Genomic DNA, 16,216 nt, shown 5'->3' with positions numbered 1-16,216 from the left:
GCGTGACCCGCACAGCTGAGAGCCGCCCGGGCGTCTCTCGCAGCAGCCGCCGCAGACGCGGTCTCGGCAGCGACGCCGGTGTCGCCGTCGCCGAGTTCGTCATGGTCGCTGCCCTGCTGAGCCTGGTGTTCCTCGCCGTGATCCAGCTGGGCTTGGCGATGCATGTGCGCAACACCGTCATCGACTCCGCAGTCGCCGGGGCCCGGCTCGCCTCCCTGCCTGATGCCGCGCCGCGAGAAGGTGCCGAGCTGACGCAGCAGCTCATCAGCGAGACGGTCAGCAGCCGCTACGCCGAGCGCATCGACGTCGACTACAGCACCCACGGCGGAGAGGACATCGTCACCGTCACCGTCACCACGCCCGTCCCGGTCATCGGGCTACTGGGGCCCACCGGCACCTGGCAGCTCAGCGGCCGCGCCCTCGTTGAGGACATCGACGGATGAGGCGGCCGGTGACGCCGGGTCTGCGCCGGCAGCTGAGCGATGATGAGGGAACCGCGCCGATCGAGTTCATCTTCGCCTCAGTCGTGCTGCTGATCCCGCTCATCTACCTCCTCCTCACCCTCGGGCACCTGCAGGCCGGGTCCTACGCGACGAACACAACGGCGATCAACGCTGCTCGCGTGGCAGCCGAACACCCCGACAGCGCGCAGGCCCGGGCTGAGGCGCTGGCACAGCTGCACTTCGCTGATTTCGGTGTCGAGGACGCCACCTATGATGTGACCTTCCGCTGCTCGGACTCGTGCACCGAAGCCGGGGACATCGTCACCGCACACGTCCGCGCGCGCATCCCGGTCCCCGGTGTGCCGGCGATCTTCGGCCCGCAGCGCACCCCGCACCTGACGGTCACTGCGGAGCACTCCGACGTCATCTACCCGCACCGCGCGGCAGGCGGGCAGCCATGAACGCCGGCACCCGGAAGCGTCGGATACTGAGACTCGGCGACGATGACGGGTCGATCACGCCGCTGGCGATCGGGTTCACCGCGATCGGCCTGACGCTCATCTTCCTCGCCGTTGTCATCAGCGACATCTACCTCGCCCAGCGCAAGCTCTACGCGCTGGCGGATTCAGCTGCGCTCAGCGCCGCTGACAGCTTCCAGCCCTCCTATCAGGGCTCGGGACCGCGGATCGAGTTCTCCGACGCCGAGGTGCAGGCCCGCGCCCACGACTACCTGCGGCAGGTGCCGCGCGCTGAGAGGTTCCAGCGGGTGGGCGTGCGCGGCCGAGCGGTCGATGATTCGACTGTCGAGGTGACGATCACGACGCGGTTCCGGCCGGTGGCGCTCTCACCGTTCGTCCCGGACGGGGTGCCGCTCGAGGCTGCAGCCACCTCCCGTGGCGGTCTGCGTCTTGACCGGTGAGCCGCCGCCGAGGCGGAGCCGGCTGTGGACAGCTGATCGGGCTGGCGCGCGCACGCGTGTGGACGCTGCCGGTCGTCCACAGCATGCGCGGCATGCTGACCGGCAGGGTGCCGTTGTTCCTACCGTGCTGTCATGCCGAGTGGAATCGTCTACGTCATCGCCGAGTTCTCGCTGCACAGTGCGCGCGTGGTCGCCGCTGGGCGGCCGACGGCCGAATCGGTGCTCGATGCGTTCCTCGATGACTTCCTGCCGCGCATCGGGCTGGGCCACCTGACCGGTCAGCCGCGCGTCGTGCCCTGCGGGGCCGAGCCGCCGCCGGTGCTCACCGACCCGTGGCGCACCTGGGCGCAGGCAGCGGCAGCCACCTTGGTCATCTTCGATGATGAGCCCGCCTGCGACGATGCGATCGCCGCACCTCCGCCTGGCCCGGTTGCCGACCGGCTCGCTCCCGTCGCTGTGCTGCCGGCCGAACGCACCGGCATCATCGAGTACCTCAGCGGCCCGGACGCCGGTTTCGCGCACCCGCTGCCGATCGGAGCGTGGACGATGGGACGAACGCCTGCGGCCGATATCGCTGTGGCCGACCCGTACCTTTCGAGGGAGCTGCTCACCTTGCGCAACGCCCCCTCGGGCATCCAGGTGAGCGAATCGGGCGGTATGCGCAGCATCCCGCTGGCGGCGACTGCCGCCGTGACCGCCTTCGGCAGCACCGCTGCCCGCCTCATTCCACCGCAGACGCTCCCGCACACCGGTCAGCCGACCACCGCGGCACCTGTCGGCTGGCCGCGGATCGCCACCGTCGCCCGGCCGCGTGCGCCCTCGTGGCTGATGTACACAGCTCCGATTGCGATCGGCATCGCCCTAGCAGTCTTCACACAGATGTGGATGTTCCTGCTTTTCAGCATCTCCGGTCCGGTCACCGCCGGGATCATGTACCTCACCGGGCGGAGCCGCTACCGGCGCGACGTGCTGCGCGCCTGCCGGGACTATCGGGCAGCGGTGCGGGACTGTCTGCACCGACTGGCCGAGTCCAATCAGCAGGCACTCGATGCCGCCCACCGGCGCAGACTCACCGGCGGGGAGACGACGATCGGACTGGGGCCCGCGCTGCTGCCCGGCGGTGTCCGGGACATTCCCATCACGGCGCAGGAGACCACAGGCTCGGCGACGGAGGATCCGCTTGCTCTGGCAGAACGCCGGTATCTCGACCAGCACCTGTCGGCGGGTGCGCAGTTCGGGCAGCGGCACTACTCGGCGGCTGACACGGTGCCGATTATCATCGACTTCACGCTCCAGCGCCTGCAGGTCGAGGGCCCGCTGGTGCAGGTCGCTGCGGTGCTGCGGGCGGTGCTCTCCCAGCTCACCAGCCGGAGTCTGGCAGTCCATCTGACGGCTGCGCAGCTGCTGGCCGTCTGCCCTGAACTGGCGGCACTGCCCCTGACGGCACGCGGCGGGGAGGGAGTCGTCGAGGTGGCAGGCCGGCCAGCGGCCGATGCTCAGCAGCACGTGGAGGTACACATCGGGCCGGGCGGCGACCGGGGCCGCGGCGTCGAGACGTGGCTGCTGCGTGTGAGCGACGACGGCGCAGCACGCCTCCAGCTCCCGGCAGGGGCCCCCGAAGATCTCCCCCGTCCGCTCACCGGCGAGATCGAACCGACGCGGATGCGTCCCGAGCGGTTCCTCGCCCTCAACCGGGCGTGGCAGCCGCCCCTGCCTGACTGGCAGCAGGAGTGCACTCTCGGCGAGCTGCTCGATGGGCAGGAGCGGCCCGGTGGAGCTGCTGATGCCGCCGGTGACCGGTCGGCGGTGCCGCTCGGGCGCGGGCCGGGCGGGGCTGCGATCATCGATCTGTTCACCTCCGGGCCTCATGCGCTGCTGGCCGGCACGACAGGCAGCGGCAAGTCGGTGCTGCTCCAGACATGGATCGCATCGCTGGCGGCCCGATTCAGCAGCGCCGAGCTGCGATTCGTACTCATCGACTTCAAAGGCGGGGCGGCCTTCACCCCGTTCTCCGCGTTCGCTCACACCGATGCGGTGGTGAGCAACCTCGACCCGGCGGCCGGGATGCGCACGCTGCGTAACCTCGGCGCTGAGATCCTGCGCCGGGAGCGGCTGCTCGCCGAGCACGGCGCGGCCGACATCGAAGCGTTCAACTCAGGCGCCGGCAGACGGACGCCGGAGCAGCCTCTGCCGCGCCTGGTCGTCATCATCGATGAGTTCCATGCGCTCATCACCGAGCATCCGGCCGGCACTGAGGTGCTCGAGTCGCTGACTGCGGTGGGCCGGTCGCTGGGCATCCACGTTGTCCTCGCGACCCAGCGCCCGGCCGGGATCGTCACCCCGCGGATGAAAGCCAATATCAATCTGCGCATCGCGCTGCGGGTGCGCGATGGCGTCGATTCGCGTGAGGTCATCGAGTGTGAGGACGCGGCCGGCATCCCACCTGAGCAACCGGGCCTCGGGTTCCTCAGTGACGGCGGTGCGCCAGTCCCGTTTCGCGCGGCGACCATCGACATCACCGCTGACGAGGCGGGGGCACAGACGGGTGCGGCGGGTGCCGGTAGCGAGGAGGCTGAGCACTGCGAGGTGCAGTGGACGCGCCTGGGCGACGGGCCGTCAGCGTCGCGAGGTGTGGCGTCCGGCTGTGTACGGCTGCGGTTAGTGCCACCGCCGCAGCCGCCGGCCCTGACCGTCAGCGCACTTGCCGACGCCTCACAAGAGGCCGCACAACGCTTGCCTGCCCCGCATAGGGTCATCCCGCCGCCGCTGCCGGTCCGCGCGGCAGGTGACGGAGATCCCGCGCTGCTGGGGATCCTCGACTTTCCCGATGACGGGGTCTCAGAGCCGTGGCGATACGACCCTGGCCGTGACGGGTCCGTCGTCATCACCGGAGGCAGCGGTGCAGGAGCGACGAGTGCGCTGCTGCGGTGCGGGCAGGCGGCTTTAGCGCACGGGAAGTCGGTGATCATGCTGTCGTCCCCATCGCTCAGTGCCTCCGCTGTGGCCGGTTCGGCGTTCGTGACGTTCAGCCACGATCACCCGTGGACGCTGGAGTATCTGCTCGCGCTCTTCGACCTCGGCACCCTCAGCCCAGGCGATGTCTGCCTGTGCATCGACGACTACGAGGCACTGACAGCCCGGCATGAGACGTCGCGACGCTTGGACAGGCTCGCGCAGCTGCTGACGGCCGGAGGGACAGCAGCGCCGATGTTCGTCGTAGTGGCAGGTCGCCGGTTCCTTCACTCGCCGATCGCTGCACGGGCTTCCACCCGGATCGTCTTCCCGACCAATGATGCCCAGGACTCGCTCCATTACGGACTGCCTGCCGGGCGCTTTGCTGGTGTGTGGCCGCCCGGCCGTGCCGTCGTGCTCGGGCCGGCGGCGCGCAGCCAACCCGCGCCGGCGAACGCGCGAGAGGGCGTGGCCGTTCAGCTCGTGGAGCCTGAGATCGACCCAGCGGTCGGCGGAAAGATGGACGAAGCTGATCAGAGTGGCCGGATGGGCCGCGCAGACCGGGCAGACCGGGCAGGCCGGGCAGACCGGGTGGGCCGGGTGGGCCGGGTGGGCCGGGTGGGCCGGGTGAACCAGGTCGGTGCGGCCGGGCCGGGTGGATGCGACATCGGAGGGTTCCAGCGCAACGCGACCGGAGCAGTGTCATTCAGGCTCGGGCAGGGACCGCTCGGTGAGAACATCATCTGGGCCCCAGATGTCGACGGACCTGTGCTCACCCTCCGCGGCCCGGCAGAACTCTGCCAGCCGCTGCTGTCGGGCCTCGCGCAACCACCGGCCGACGGTCAGTCTCCGGAGGTCATGGCGCTCATCGACGCGCACGACGCAGACCCGACTGCCGCCGCACTCGCCGCCTCGGCGCAGTACTGCGCGATCAGCTATCCGCTGACCGCCCAGCTGCCCTATAGCTCTCCGCTGTGTGCCGTGACGAAGACGGGGCCGCAGTTGCTGCTCGGGCTGCGGCAGCCGACTGAGCTGGCAGCGCTGGGAATGCGGGATCTGCCGCTGCCACCGGCAGGCTGGGCATGGTTCGTCTCCGGGTCACTCGCCCTGCCCGTCGACGTCCGGTCTGCTGCCGGTCACGGCAGTGAGATCGTCTCGTAGGTGTAGAGCACCTCGGCGACCCCTGCGGAGATGAGCCCGTCCATAAGCTCGGAGACGACCGGCATCTCGTCGGTGACCTCGACGACGACCTCGGTGTCGGTCGACAGGCGGGCCAGCAGTGCACCGGTGTCCTCAAGACCTGCCTGGAAGCCAGGATCATTGCGGTCGACGGTGAACTCAGCGGCGTTCTCACCGCGGTTGGCGAGACCGATCTTGCCGTCATACGCGGCTCCGAGGGTGAGTTCGGTTGCGCCGTCCTCGTGCGGGTAGGAAACCGCGAACGCCGAGACCTCGCCGTCTCGGCGCATAAGCGCAGCACCGTAGGCGCCGGTCGGTTCGGAGAGGAACCGGCGGTTGACCTCGCCGATCGACATCTCAGCCGCCGGGTCGGCGGCATTGACGCCGGCATACCAGGCCGCGAACGCCCGGGTGAGCGCCACTGAACCGGTGGCGGTGACCTCGAAGTCCTCCAGCCGGTCAGCGCCCAGCCCACCGAGGGCCGATGGCTTGACCGTGATGACCCGCGTGGTGAACAGCAGACCGGCACCCTGGCTTCTGGCAGCGGCAGCGCCGACAGAACCGACGGCCACCCGCCCACGCAGCGGCAGGTCGATCAGCTCCGTGCCAGCCACCGCCTCGCGGGCGGCTTCCAGCAGAGCCGCACCGACACCTCGGCGACGTTCGGGCTCGGCGACCTCGACATGCGCCCACGCACGGTGCGGGTGGGCTGGCGAGGCGGCGATTGCAGCAGCTCCGATGAGCACCTCGGCCCCGGGAGCCTCATCGTCAAGCGAAGCAACGACGCAGCGGGACAGCGGGGACTCGGAGTCGGCGCGGAAGAGGCTGCGCGCGGCATACTCAGCAGGGTTCGCGGCGTCGTGGAAGACGTCGTTGAGTCGCAGGTCGTCACCGTCGGTGAAGGGACGGATGTGCACGGGCGCGTTCCTTTCCTCAGTTCCGGCAGGCGGCGAGCCCCGCTGATAATCTCAGACCATGAGCGACTCACACATCAGCGATCCTACCGCCGCAGCTACGCAGGCAGCCACCGTCCTCAACGACGCCGCCGGCATCGACCACCACGACATCGCCCTCGTCCTGGGCTCGGGCTGGGGTGAGGCCGCCGAGCTCATCGGTGAGACCATCTCCGAGGTGCCGGCCGCCGAGGTGCCCGGCTTCCACTCCCCCGTCGTCGCCGGCCACGGCGGCACCCTGCGCACTCTGCGCATCAACGGCCCCGGCTCCGGTGCTGAGGCCAAGCATGCGCTCGTGCTCGGAGCCCGCACCCACTTCTACGAAGACCGCGGCGTGCGTGCAGTCGCCCACGGTGTGCGGACCGCAGCTGCCGCCGGCTGCCAAACGCTCGTGCTCACCAACGGCTGCGGCGGACTCAACCCCGAATGGGGCCCCGGCACCCCGGTGCTCATCTCCGATCACATCAACCTCACCGCCGCCTCCCCGCTGGAGGGCGCGACGTTCGTCGACCTGACCGACCTGTACTCCTCGCGGCTGCGTGAGCTCGCCCGCTCGATCGACAGTGACCTGCCCGAGGGTGTGTACGCCCAGTTCCGCGGACCCCACTATGAGACTCCGGCCGAGGTGAGGATGGCCGGTGCGCTCGGCGCCGACCTCGTCGGCATGTCGACCGCACTCGAGGCGATCGCCGCCCGTGAAGCCGGGCTTGAGATCCTCGGCATCTCGCTTGTCACCAACCTCGCCGCCGGGATCAGCGACGAACCGCTCGACCACTCCGAGGTCATCGCCGCCGGCAAGGCCGCGGGCCCGCGGATCTCGCGGCTGCTCGCCGAGATCGTCGGCGCGATCGCCCAGGAGGACTGATGAGCACCGCCCAGCCTCCGCAGCCCGCCGAGCCTGTGCAGCCGGCCGAGCCTCCACAGCCGGCCCCGCCTCCGCAGCCGCCTGCGCCAACGGTGTTCACTGAGGGCTTCGACGCCGATATCGTCGAGTCCTGGATCGCCGATGACCCCGATGAGCAGACCCGCACGGAGCTGACCTCACTGCTGGAGGCCGCCATCGGGTCGGACGGCGCAGCCGGCGATGCCGCCGCGGTCGCCGAGCTTGAGAACCGGTTCGCCGCTCCCCTGTCCTTCGGCACCGCCGGTCTGCGCGGGGCGCTCGGGGGCGGGCCGAACCGGATGAACCGAGCGGTCGTCATCCGCGCAGCTGCTGGGCTCGCTGGGTTCCTGTGCGAGACTCTCGGTGAGGGGTTCCGGGTCGTCATCGGCTGCGATGCCCGCTACGGCTCAGCCGATTTCGCCCGCGACACCGCTGCCGTCGTCACAGCTGCCGGCGGGAAGGCACTGCTGCTGCCGGACAAGCTGCCGACACCCGTGCTCGCCTTCGCTCTCGGCCACCTCAACGCCGATGCCGGGGTCATGGTGACCGCCAGCCACAATCCGCCGCAGGACAACGGATACAAGGTCTACCTCGGCGCCCGCCCCCTGCAGACGGTGCTTCAGCGGCAGGGAGATTCAACCGCTGCTGCCGCCGCCGAGGCGGGGGCCGGTGCGCAGATCGTCCCGCCCTTCGATGACCTCATCGCCGCCCATATCGCCGGGATCGCCACAGTCGCTGGCACCCCGCGTGCCGAGTCCGGGTGGGAGACGGTCGGTGAGCAGATCGTAGAGGACTATCTCTCCTCGATCGATGCGCTCGGCCAGCGGCTGGGTGCGGTGCGCACTGCACCGCTGCGGATCGTCATCACGAGCCTGCACGGGGTCGGTGGGGCGACGATGCGCGCGGCACTCGAACGCGCGGGTTTCGATGATGTCCATGCGGTGGCCGCGCAGGAGCAGCCGGACCCGGACTTCCCGACGGTGACCTTCCCCAACCCCGAGGAGGACGGCGCCCTCGATGCCGCGATCGCGCTGGCCGATGAGGTCGGTGCCGATCTCATCATCGCCAACGACCCGGATGCCGATCGCATGTCAGCGGCGATTCCGGTGCGCCCAGCTGCGGGCGCTTCGGTCGGCCCGGCTGCGGGCGCTTCGGCTGGCGCTGCTGGAGGAGCTGCTGTCGGCACGGCGGGAGGTGCCAGCGGCTGGCGGCAGCTGACCGGTGACGAGGTGGGCCTGCTGCTCGGCGAGCACATCGCCGCCCGCAGCCCCCAGAACGCGGTGCTGGCCAATTCGATCGTATCTTCCCGCGCGCTGGCTGCGGCTGCGAAGTTCCATGGGCTTGAGCATGCGGCCACACTCACCGGCTTCAAGTGGATCTCCCGGGTCCCGGATGTGGCGTTCGGCTATGAGGAGGCGCTGGGCTACTGCGTCGACCCGCAGGTCGTGCGCGACAAGGACGGCATCTCAGCCGGTGTCGTGTTCGCCTCCCTGGTCTCGGCGCTGGCCGAGCAGGGCCGCAGCGTCGATGATGAGCTCGAGCGCATCCGCACGCGTGACGGAGCATTCGTCACCCAGCCGCTGACGTTCCGGCTGACCGACACCTCGCTCATCGGCGAGGCGATGGCCCGGCTGCGCGCCGCGGCTCCTGCGCAGCTGGCTGGCCATGACGTCACCGAGGTGGCCGACCTGGCGGAGGGATCAGCGCAGCTGCCGCCGACCGACGGGATGATGCTGCTGACGGCCGCCGGTGACCGGGTCATCATCCGCCCGTCGGGTACCGAGCCGAAACTCAAGTGCTATCTCGAAGCGGTCGGGGAGCTGACGCAGATCGAGGCAGCCCGGGCACGTCTGGAGCAGATGCGGGCGGATCTGACGCTGTTCTTCGGGCTCTGACTCGGGTAGGCGGCCCACCAACAGCTCGGACACCCCGCCCACCAGCAGCTCGGCCACCCCGCCCACCGGCGCAGCACCACCTCACGCGAACGCGCCCGGGAGTCTTCCCCGGGCGCGTCCGGCATTCTCGACGCAGTGCGTGCGATCAGTCCCGGCGATCAGCTCTCGAAGCCGTCGAGCACGGCAGCCGATCCCGAGAGTCCGAGGCGGGAGGCACCGGCGTCGATCATCTGCTGGGCGGCAGCGGCGTCGCGGATGCCGCCGGAGGCCTTGACGCCGAGGCGGTCACCGACGGTCTCGCGCATGAGCTTGACGGCGTGCGCCGAAGCGCCGCCTGCCGGGTGGAAGCCTGTCGAGGTCTTGACGAAGTGGGCACCTGCGGCTTCGGCGGCCTCGCAGGCGGCGACGATCTGGGCGTCGTCGAGCGCGGCGGATTCGATGATGACCTTGACGATCGCCTCGCTGCCGATGGCACGGCCCGATTCGGCACAGGCGCTGACGACCTCGCGGATCTCCGCCTCGACACCGCGAAAGTCACCGGCCAAAGCGAGCCCGAGGTTGATGACCATGTCGACCTCGGCTGCCCCCTGGCGGACCGACAGCGCTGCCTCGGCGGCCTTGACCTCACCGTGGTGGGCACCGGAGGGGAAGCCGCAGACAGTGGCGACGACGAGGTCGCCGGTGTTCATCAGCGGCAGCATGTTCGGTGACACGCACACGGCGAGCACACCGAGCTCCTGGGCTTCGGCGACGAGGGCCGCGACATCCGCGGCGGTGCTCTGCGGCTTGAGCAGGGTGTGATCGATCATGCGGGCGACGTCGGTGCGTGCGGTCATCGCATCTCCTTCAGGTTCGGTGTCTCGTAGGTTTCGAGGCTCGTAGCGGATGTCAGGGTGGTTCGGGTTCAGACTGACGCGGTGGTGTCTCAGGTCTGTGCGGTGCTGCGTCAGGTCTGTGTGGTGGTGTTCCAGGTCTGGGCGCTGATGTCCTAGGTCTATGCGCTGGTATTCCGGGCAGCGGTGGCTCAGGCGGTGATGCGGTCGATGACGATCGAGCCGGCGGCCGCCTCGGCGTCGGCGCCTTCGGCAGCCGGGGTGATCTCGACCGCCTCGGCCAGGGCTTCCTGTGCGCGGGCGAAGAGCGCCGGGTTGTCGGCGTGCAGGGTCATGAGCGGCTGGCCCGCGGTGACGGCCTCACCGGGCTTGGCGTGCAGTTCGATGCCGGCTCCACGCGAGAGTTCGTCACCCTGCTTGGCACGTCCGGCGCCCAGGCGCCAGGAGGCGACGCCGACGGACAGCGCATCGAGGCCGGTGAGCACGCCGGCAGACTCGGCGCGCACCACCTCGGTCTCGGCAGCCTGCGGCAGCGCGGCCTCCGGGTCTCCGCCCTGAGCGCGGATCATCTGGCTCCACTTGTCCATCGCCCGGCCGTCGGCCAGGGCTGCGCGGACGTCGGCATCGGGTCGGCCGGCCATGCGCAGCATCTCCTCAGCCAGGGCGACGGTGAGCTCGACGACGTCGGCCGGTCCCCCGCCGGCGAGCACCTCAACGGATTCACGGACTTCCAGCGCATTTCCAACGGTGCGCCCGAGCGGGGTCGACATGTCGGTCAGCAGCGCGGTGCAGTCGACGCCGGCTGCGGTGCCGAGACGGACCATCGTCTCGGCCAGCGCGCGGGCGGAGGCTTCGTCCTTCATGAACGCTCCGGAGCCGACCTTGACGTCGAGGACGAGTGCGGAGGTGCCCTCAGCGATCTTCTTCGACATGATCGAGGAGGCGATCAGCGGCAGGCAGTCGACGGTGGCGGTGATGTCGCGCAGCGCGTAGAGCTTCTTGTCCGCCGGAGCGAGGCCGGAGCCGGCGGCGCAGATGACGGCGCCGAGGTCCTCGAGCTGGGCCAGCAGCGTCTCGTTGCTCATGTCGGCCTGCCAACCGGGGATCGATTCGAGCTTGTCCAGCGTGCCGCCGGTGTGGCCGAGGCCGCGGCCGGAGAGCTGCGGGACGGCGACATCGAACACGGCGACGAGCGGTGCCAGCGGCAGAGTGATCTTGTCCCCGACACCGCCGGTGGAGTGCTTGTCGACAGTGGGCTTGGACAGCGACTCGAAGCTCATCCGCTCACCGGAGTCGATCATCGCCTGCGTCCAGCGAGCGGTCTCCGCATCGCTCATGCCGCGCAGGAAGATCGCCATCGCCAGGGCCGACATCTGCTCATCGGCGACGATGCCGCGAGTGTAGGCGTCGATGATCCAGGCGATCTGGTCATCGGACAGTGTGCCGCCGTCGCGTTTGGTGCGGATGACGTCAACGGCGTCGAAGGCTTCGGTGGTGGTCTTCGCAGTCATGGGGCGTCCTTTCGCGAGGTGGTGTCGAGGTGGTCCGGGCCGAACGCCTCGGGCAGGACTTCTGCCAGCGGCCGCGTGCCTGAGGGCATGTCGAGGACGAGGTCGGGTCCGCCGAACTCGTAGAGCAGCTGGCGGCAGCGTCCGCACGGCACCAGCTTGTCACGGTTCGCGTCGACGCAGGCAAATGCGACCAGCCGTCCCCCGCCGGTGCGGGCGAGCTCGCTCACAAGTCCGCATTCGGCGCATAGGCCGAGGCCGTAGGAGGCGTTCTCGACGTTGCAGCCGGTGACGATCCGGCCGTCGTCGACGAGTGCGGCGGCACCGACCGGGTAGCCGGAATACGGTGCGTAGGCTCGCTCCATCGCCGCGGTCGCGGCGTCATGCAGCTGCTGCCACACCTCGGGGTCGAACTCGCGCATCTGCTGCCTCCTTCCCTGCCGGCGCAGGTCTACTGGGTGGAGTACGGCTTGCCTTCGGCAGCCGGCGGGCGGACCCGGCCGACGAATCCGGCCACGGCCAGGATCGTGACGATGTAGGGCAGCATGAGCAGCAGCTCGCTGGGCACCGGCGTGCCGATCGCCGAGAGCGTGTTGCCGAGGTTCTTGGAGAACCCGAACAGCAGTGCTGCCGCCAGCGCGCCGACAGGATTCCATTTGCCGAGGATCATCGCGGCCAGGGCGATGTAACCCTGCCCGGCTGACATCTCCTTGCCGAAGGCCAGGCCGGAGCCGATCGTGAAGAACGCCCCGCCTAAGCCTGCGATCGCACCGGCGAAGATCGTGTTGGCAACCCGGTTGAGGTTGACGTTGATGCCGACGGTGTCAGCGGCTTTCGGATGCTCGCCGATCGCACGCATCCGCAGGCCCCAGCGGGAGCGGAACACGAAGATCTGCAACAGGATCACCGTGATGTACATGAGGTAGACGAGGATGTTCTGGTTGAACAGCACCTTGCCGAGCACCGGGATATCCGACAGCAGCGGGATCGGCAGGTTCGGCAGCTGCTGGCGGGAGTTCCACTTCTCGGCATTGGCGGTGAGCACCGTGGAGAACAGGAAGCTGGTCACGCCGATGACGAGCACGTTGAGCACCACACCGATGATGATCTGGTCGACCCAGTAGCGCACCGCGAAGAACGTGAGCACAACGGCGACGAGCGCACCGGCGACCGGGGCTGCGATGAGGCCGGCGTACGGGCTGGAGAACAGCGAGGCGACGACAGCGGCGAGGAACGCACCGGCAAGCAGCTGGCCTTCGATGGCGATGTTGATGATGCCTGAGCGCTCACCGACGAGACCGCACATCGAGCCGAAGATCAACGGCACTGACAGGGCCAGCGAGCCGGCCAGCAGTGCGGTGATCGGGATGCGGCCGGTGTCGCCGCCGGCCCAGTTGAGGAAGCTGAGGACGAAGACGATGCCGAAGGACACCATCACCCAGGCGGGGATACGGCGCCGGTTCGCCGCCTCGAAGGTGGCGTAGGCTGCCAATGCCAGCAGGACCACGCCGAGGACGATGCCGGTGAGCTTCGTCGGGACCGTCACCTCGGGGATGGCGAAGAAGTCACCGGAGGAGGCGAAGGCGAAGGTCGTGCGCTTGCCGGCGGCGGCCAGCAGACCGAAGAACAGCAGCGCGAGCACGGCGAGGACGCCGAAGATGATGGGGAACTTCCAGGCGATCGGCGCCCGGACATCTGTTGCGGAGTGGTCGAGGCTCTCAGCAGCCGCGGTGGCCTTCTTGGCGTTCATCGCGTCTCCTTTGCAAGGGGTGCCGGCAGGCGGAAGATCGTGCGCACCAGCGGAGGTGCGGCGATGAGCAGCACGATGACCGACTGGACGACGAGGACGATGTCGATCGGGGTGCCGGTTTGGGACTGCATGAGGTAGCCGCCGGCGCGGAAGGCGCCGAACAGCAGACCGGCGAGCAGGGTGCCCAGCGGCCGGGACCGGCCGAGCAGTGCGACGGTGATGGCGTCGAAGCCGAGCGTGCCGGCGATGCCGCCGGTGAGCTTGGCCTCGGTGCCGAGGATGAGCGAGGCTCCGGCAAGTCCTGACAGGGCGCCGGCGGTGACCATGACGAGCAGGGTGACCCGGCCGACGGAGATGCCGGCGGTGCGGGCGGCGTTCGGGTTCTCGCCGACGGCGCGGAATTCGAAGCCGAGGGTGGAGCGCTCCAGCAGCCACCAGACGAACAGTACGGCCAGCAGCGCCACGATGAAGCCGAAGTGCAGGCGGAAGGGGTCCGGCAGCAGTTGCGGGAGGAAGGCGGACTCGTCGATGTTGCGGGTGGCCGGGTTGGCCGAGGTGGTCTGCTTGAACCAGCTCTGTTTGAGCAGATAGGCCAGCAGGTAGCCGGCGATCATGTTGAGCATGATCGTGACGATGACCTCGTTGGCGCCGGTGCGGGCCTTGAGGAAGCCGGCGATACCGCCCCAGCAGGCACCGGCGACGGCCCCCATGAGGAGAGCGAAGAGGAAGTGGATGACCGGCGGCAGGCCGATCGCGTAGCCGAAGTAGCCGCCGAGGATCGCGCCGAGGATGAGCTGGCCCTGGGCACCGATGTTGAACAGACCGGACCGGAAGGCCAGGGCGATGCCGAGGCCGGCGAGGATGAGCGGGGTGGCGTTGACCATCGTCTCGGTCAGCGGGCGGACCGCGCGCACGAAGCTGGAGGCCTGCCAGTCGATGAACGCGCCGCGGAAGAGCGCCAGGTAGGCCTCGCTGACGGTGCGGAAGACCGTGACGAAGAAGTCGGTCGGGCGGGCGAAGAAGTAGCCGAGGGTGGCCTGCACCTCGCGGTTGGCTGCGGCGATGAGGACGCCGCCGAGGATGAGAGCGATGACGACCGAGAGCACCGAGACCATCGTCGAGGACGACAGAATGCGGCGGATGATCGTGCCCTGGGTCGAATCCGGGCCGCCGGCCGCGGTCGAACCGCCGTTGCCGGAGCCGCCTGACGAACCGCCGGAGCCGGGGCCGTCGGGGGTTGCGGGGCTCTTCGGGCCGCTGGGGCCGGTGGCGGTGTCCGTGCCGGTGGCTGCCGCAGTGGGCTGGTCCGTCATCAGAGCTCCTCCTTCGCTGCTGCAGACACGGCGGTGGCACCTGAGCCGTCGCGGTAGCGGGCCAGGGCTTCGTCGGCAGGCACGCCCGCCATCATGAGGCCGAGCACGTCGCGCGGGGTGTCACCGGGGACGATGCCGATGATCGTGCCGCGGTACATGACCGCGATCCGGTCGGCGAGGTTGAGGGCTTCATCGAGCTCGGTGGAGACGATGATGCAGGGGGTGCCGGCGTCGCGTTCGGCGATGATGCGCTTGTGCACGAACTCGATCGAACCGACGTCGAGGCCGCGGGTCGGCTGGCTGGCGATGAGCAGGCTGAGCTTGCGGCCGAGTTCACGGGAGAGCACGACCTTCTGCGCGTTGCCGCCGGACAGGGTCGAGATCGGGTCGTCGATCGAGGTGAGCCGGATGTCGAACTCCTCGACCTTCTCAGCGGCCTTCTCGCGGATGACCGCAGGCCGCAGCGCCAGGCCCTTGGCGTAGGGTTCGCGGTCGTACTGGTCGAGGATCATGTTCTCGCGGATGGAGAAGCCGGCGATGACGCCGTCGGTGGAACGGTCCTCGGGCACAAACCCGATCCCGGCGTCGAGGCGCTTCTTCACTGACTTGCCCAGCAGCGACGTACCCTCGAGGGTGATGGAGCCGGCGTGCGGCTCGTCGAGGCCGATGATCGTCTCGGCGACCTCGGTCTGGCCGTTGCCCTGCACACCTGCGATGACGAAGATCTCACCGCGGGCGACGGAGAAGGAGATGTTGTCGACGGTCACGGTGCCGTTCTTCGACAGCACGGTCAGGTCCTTGACGACGAAGGACTCCTCACCGGGGTCGGCAGGGGTCTTCTCGGTGGCGAGCTTGACGTCGCGGCCGACCATGAGGCTGGCGAGTTCCTGTTCCGAGGACGTCGGCTCCGCCTCGCCGACGACCGCCCCGCGGCGGATGACGGTGATCTGGTCGGCAACAGCCCGGACTTCGCGCAGCTTGTGGGTGATGAACACGATCGAGGTGCCCTCAGCCTTGAGCTGGCGCATGATCTCGATGAGCTCGTCGGTCTCCTGCGGGGTCAGCACCGCGGTCGGCTCATCGAGGATGAGGACCTCGGCATCGCGGGAGAGCGCCTTGATGATCTCAACGCGCTGCTGGGCGCCGACCGGCAGGTCCTCGATGACGGCATCGGGGTCGATGTCGAAGCCGAAGCGGGCGGAGATCTCGCGGACCTTCTCGCGCGCCTGACCGAGGTCGAGCAGCCCGAGGCCCTTCGTCGGCTCATAGCCCAGAGCAACGGATTCGGCGACGGTGAAGACGGGCACGAGCATGAAGTGCTGATGCACCATGCCGATGCCGGCGGCGACCGCATCGCCGGGGCCGGTGAAGCGGCGTTCGGTGCCGTCGATGAGGATCTGCCCGTCGTCGGGGGCATAGAGGCCGTAGAGGACGTTCATGAGCGTCGACTTGCCGGCCCCGTTCTCACCGAGCAGGGCGTGGATCTCGCCGGGTTCGATGACGAGGTTGATGTCATCGTTGGCAACGAGGGATCCGAACACCTTGGTGATCCCGCGGAGCTCGAGTTTCACGTGGACTCTCCTTTATT

At 69.2% G+C, this 16,216-nt stretch carries 13 protein-coding genes; 6 read left to right on the top strand and 7 right to left on the bottom strand.

Annotation, left to right across the window (positions count from 1 at the left end; all coding sequences use genetic code 11):
- Positions 1-2 precede the first annotated feature (2 nt).
- The 4 genes from M3B11_RS04090 (at position 3) to M3B11_RS04075 (ending at position 5,475) form a co-directional block, all read left to right on the top strand.
- Positions 3-443 (top strand): TadE family protein, encoded by a 441-nt coding sequence (locus M3B11_RS04090; RefSeq protein WP_259875493.1) that lies wholly within the window; start codon positions 3-5, stop codon positions 441-443.
- Positions 440-904 carry a hypothetical protein gene (locus tag M3B11_RS04085; protein ID WP_259875492.1) on the top strand — a complete coding sequence of 155 codons (465 nt, stop codon included), beginning with the start codon at positions 440-442 and terminating at the stop codon, positions 902-904. The genes M3B11_RS04090 and M3B11_RS04085 overlap by 4 nt, the downstream gene beginning before the upstream one ends.
- Positions 901-1,362 (top strand): pilus assembly protein TadG-related protein, encoded by a 462-nt coding sequence (locus M3B11_RS04080; RefSeq protein ID WP_259875491.1) that lies wholly within the window; start codon positions 901-903, stop codon positions 1,360-1,362. Before M3B11_RS04085 ends, M3B11_RS04080 begins: the two co-directional genes overlap by 4 nt.
- Before the next feature lie 132 nt (positions 1,363-1,494).
- Positions 1,495-5,475 carry an FtsK/SpoIIIE domain-containing protein gene (locus M3B11_RS04075; RefSeq protein ID WP_259875490.1) on the top strand — a complete coding sequence of 1,327 codons (3,981 nt, stop codon included), beginning with the start codon at positions 1,495-1,497 and terminating at the stop codon, positions 5,473-5,475.
- Here the strand turns inward: M3B11_RS04075 and M3B11_RS04070 are convergent.
- Positions 5,451-6,410 carry a GNAT family N-acetyltransferase gene (locus M3B11_RS04070; protein WP_259875489.1) on the bottom strand — a complete coding sequence of 320 codons (960 nt, stop codon included), beginning with the start codon at positions 6,408-6,410 and terminating at the stop codon, positions 5,451-5,453. The genes M3B11_RS04075 and M3B11_RS04070 overlap by 25 nt on opposite strands.
- 58 nt (positions 6,411-6,468) lie before the next feature.
- Between M3B11_RS04070 and M3B11_RS04065 the strand changes: the two genes are divergently transcribed.
- A complete protein-coding gene (locus tag M3B11_RS04065; protein ID WP_259875488.1) occupies positions 6,469-7,311 on the top strand; it encodes a purine-nucleoside phosphorylase in 843 nt (280 codons plus the stop codon).
- Positions 7,311-9,224 carry a phospho-sugar mutase gene (locus M3B11_RS04060; protein WP_259875487.1) on the top strand — a complete coding sequence of 638 codons (1,914 nt, stop codon included), beginning with the start codon at positions 7,311-7,313 and terminating at the stop codon, positions 9,222-9,224. Before M3B11_RS04065 ends, M3B11_RS04060 begins: the two co-directional genes overlap by 1 nt.
- Positions 9,225-9,382: 158 nt before the next feature.
- On the opposite strand, the gene deoC is transcribed toward M3B11_RS04060, so the two are convergent.
- From deoC to M3B11_RS04030, 6 genes are all read right to left on the bottom strand, one after another.
- Positions 9,383-10,060: a deoxyribose-phosphate aldolase gene (deoC, locus tag M3B11_RS04055; protein ID WP_259875486.1), complete on the bottom strand. Its 678-nt coding sequence runs from the start codon at positions 10,058-10,060 to the stop codon at positions 9,383-9,385.
- A gap of 188 nt (positions 10,061-10,248) precedes the next feature.
- Complete coding sequence (locus M3B11_RS04050) at positions 10,249-11,568, bottom strand: thymidine phosphorylase (protein ID WP_259875485.1); 1,320 nt, start codon at positions 11,566-11,568, stop codon at positions 10,249-10,251.
- Entirely contained in the window at positions 11,565-11,987 is a 423-nt protein-coding gene (locus tag M3B11_RS04045) for a cytidine deaminase (protein ID WP_259875484.1), read from the bottom strand. The genes M3B11_RS04050 and M3B11_RS04045 overlap by 4 nt, the downstream gene beginning before the upstream one ends.
- A gap of 29 nt (positions 11,988-12,016) precedes the next feature.
- Positions 12,017-13,315 (bottom strand): ABC transporter permease, encoded by a 1,299-nt coding sequence (locus M3B11_RS04040; protein ID WP_259875483.1) that lies wholly within the window; start codon positions 13,313-13,315, stop codon positions 12,017-12,019.
- Positions 13,312-14,628, bottom strand: a complete 1,317-nt coding sequence (locus M3B11_RS04035; RefSeq protein ID WP_259875482.1) for an ABC transporter permease — start codon at positions 14,626-14,628, stop codon at positions 13,312-13,314. The genes M3B11_RS04040 and M3B11_RS04035 overlap by 4 nt, the downstream gene beginning before the upstream one ends.
- A complete protein-coding gene (locus M3B11_RS04030; RefSeq protein WP_259875481.1) occupies positions 14,628-16,199 on the bottom strand; it encodes an ABC transporter ATP-binding protein in 1,572 nt (523 codons plus the stop codon). The genes M3B11_RS04035 and M3B11_RS04030 overlap by 1 nt, the downstream gene beginning before the upstream one ends.
- Positions 16,200-16,216 lie beyond the last annotated feature (17 nt).

It is taken from the genome of Brevibacterium sp. p3-SID960 (assembly GCF_025144725.1).
In the GTDB taxonomy this organism is placed as follows: domain Bacteria; phylum Actinomycetota; class Actinomycetes; order Actinomycetales; family Brevibacteriaceae; genus Brevibacterium.
The sequence above is the reverse complement of the archived record's forward strand: the minus strand, read 5'-3'. Positions and strand labels throughout refer to the sequence as shown.

What these genes read in the sequence shown, in the direction of transcription:
- M3B11_RS04085 (WP_259875492.1), top strand. Translation starts at nt 440, where the DNA reads ATGAGGCGGCCGGTGACGCCGGGTCTGCGCCGGCAGCTGAGCGATGAT.
- deoC (WP_259875486.1), bottom strand. Translation starts at nt 10,060, where the DNA reads ATGACCGCACGCACCGACGTCGCCCGCATGATCGATCACACCCTGCTC.
- M3B11_RS04080 (WP_259875491.1), top strand. Translation starts at nt 901, where the DNA reads ATGAACGCCGGCACCCGGAAGCGTCGGATACTGAGACTCGGCGACGAT.
- M3B11_RS04075 (WP_259875490.1), top strand. Translation starts at nt 1,495, where the DNA reads ATGCCGAGTGGAATCGTCTACGTCATCGCCGAGTTCTCGCTGCACAGT.
- M3B11_RS04060 (WP_259875487.1), top strand. Translation starts at nt 7,311, where the DNA reads ATGAGCACCGCCCAGCCTCCGCAGCCCGCCGAGCCTGTGCAGCCGGCC.
- M3B11_RS04040 (WP_259875483.1), bottom strand. Translation starts at nt 13,315, where the DNA reads ATGAACGCCAAGAAGGCCACCGCGGCTGCTGAGAGCCTCGACCACTCC.
- M3B11_RS04050 (WP_259875485.1), bottom strand. Translation starts at nt 11,568, where the DNA reads ATGACTGCGAAGACCACCACCGAAGCCTTCGACGCCGTTGACGTCATC.
- M3B11_RS04035 (WP_259875482.1), bottom strand. Translation starts at nt 14,628, where the DNA reads ATGACGGACCAGCCCACTGCGGCAGCCACCGGCACGGACACCGCCACC.
- M3B11_RS04065 (WP_259875488.1), top strand. Translation starts at nt 6,469, where the DNA reads ATGAGCGACTCACACATCAGCGATCCTACCGCCGCAGCTACGCAGGCA.
- M3B11_RS04045 (WP_259875484.1), bottom strand. Translation starts at nt 11,987, where the DNA reads ATGCGCGAGTTCGACCCCGAGGTGTGGCAGCAGCTGCATGACGCCGCG.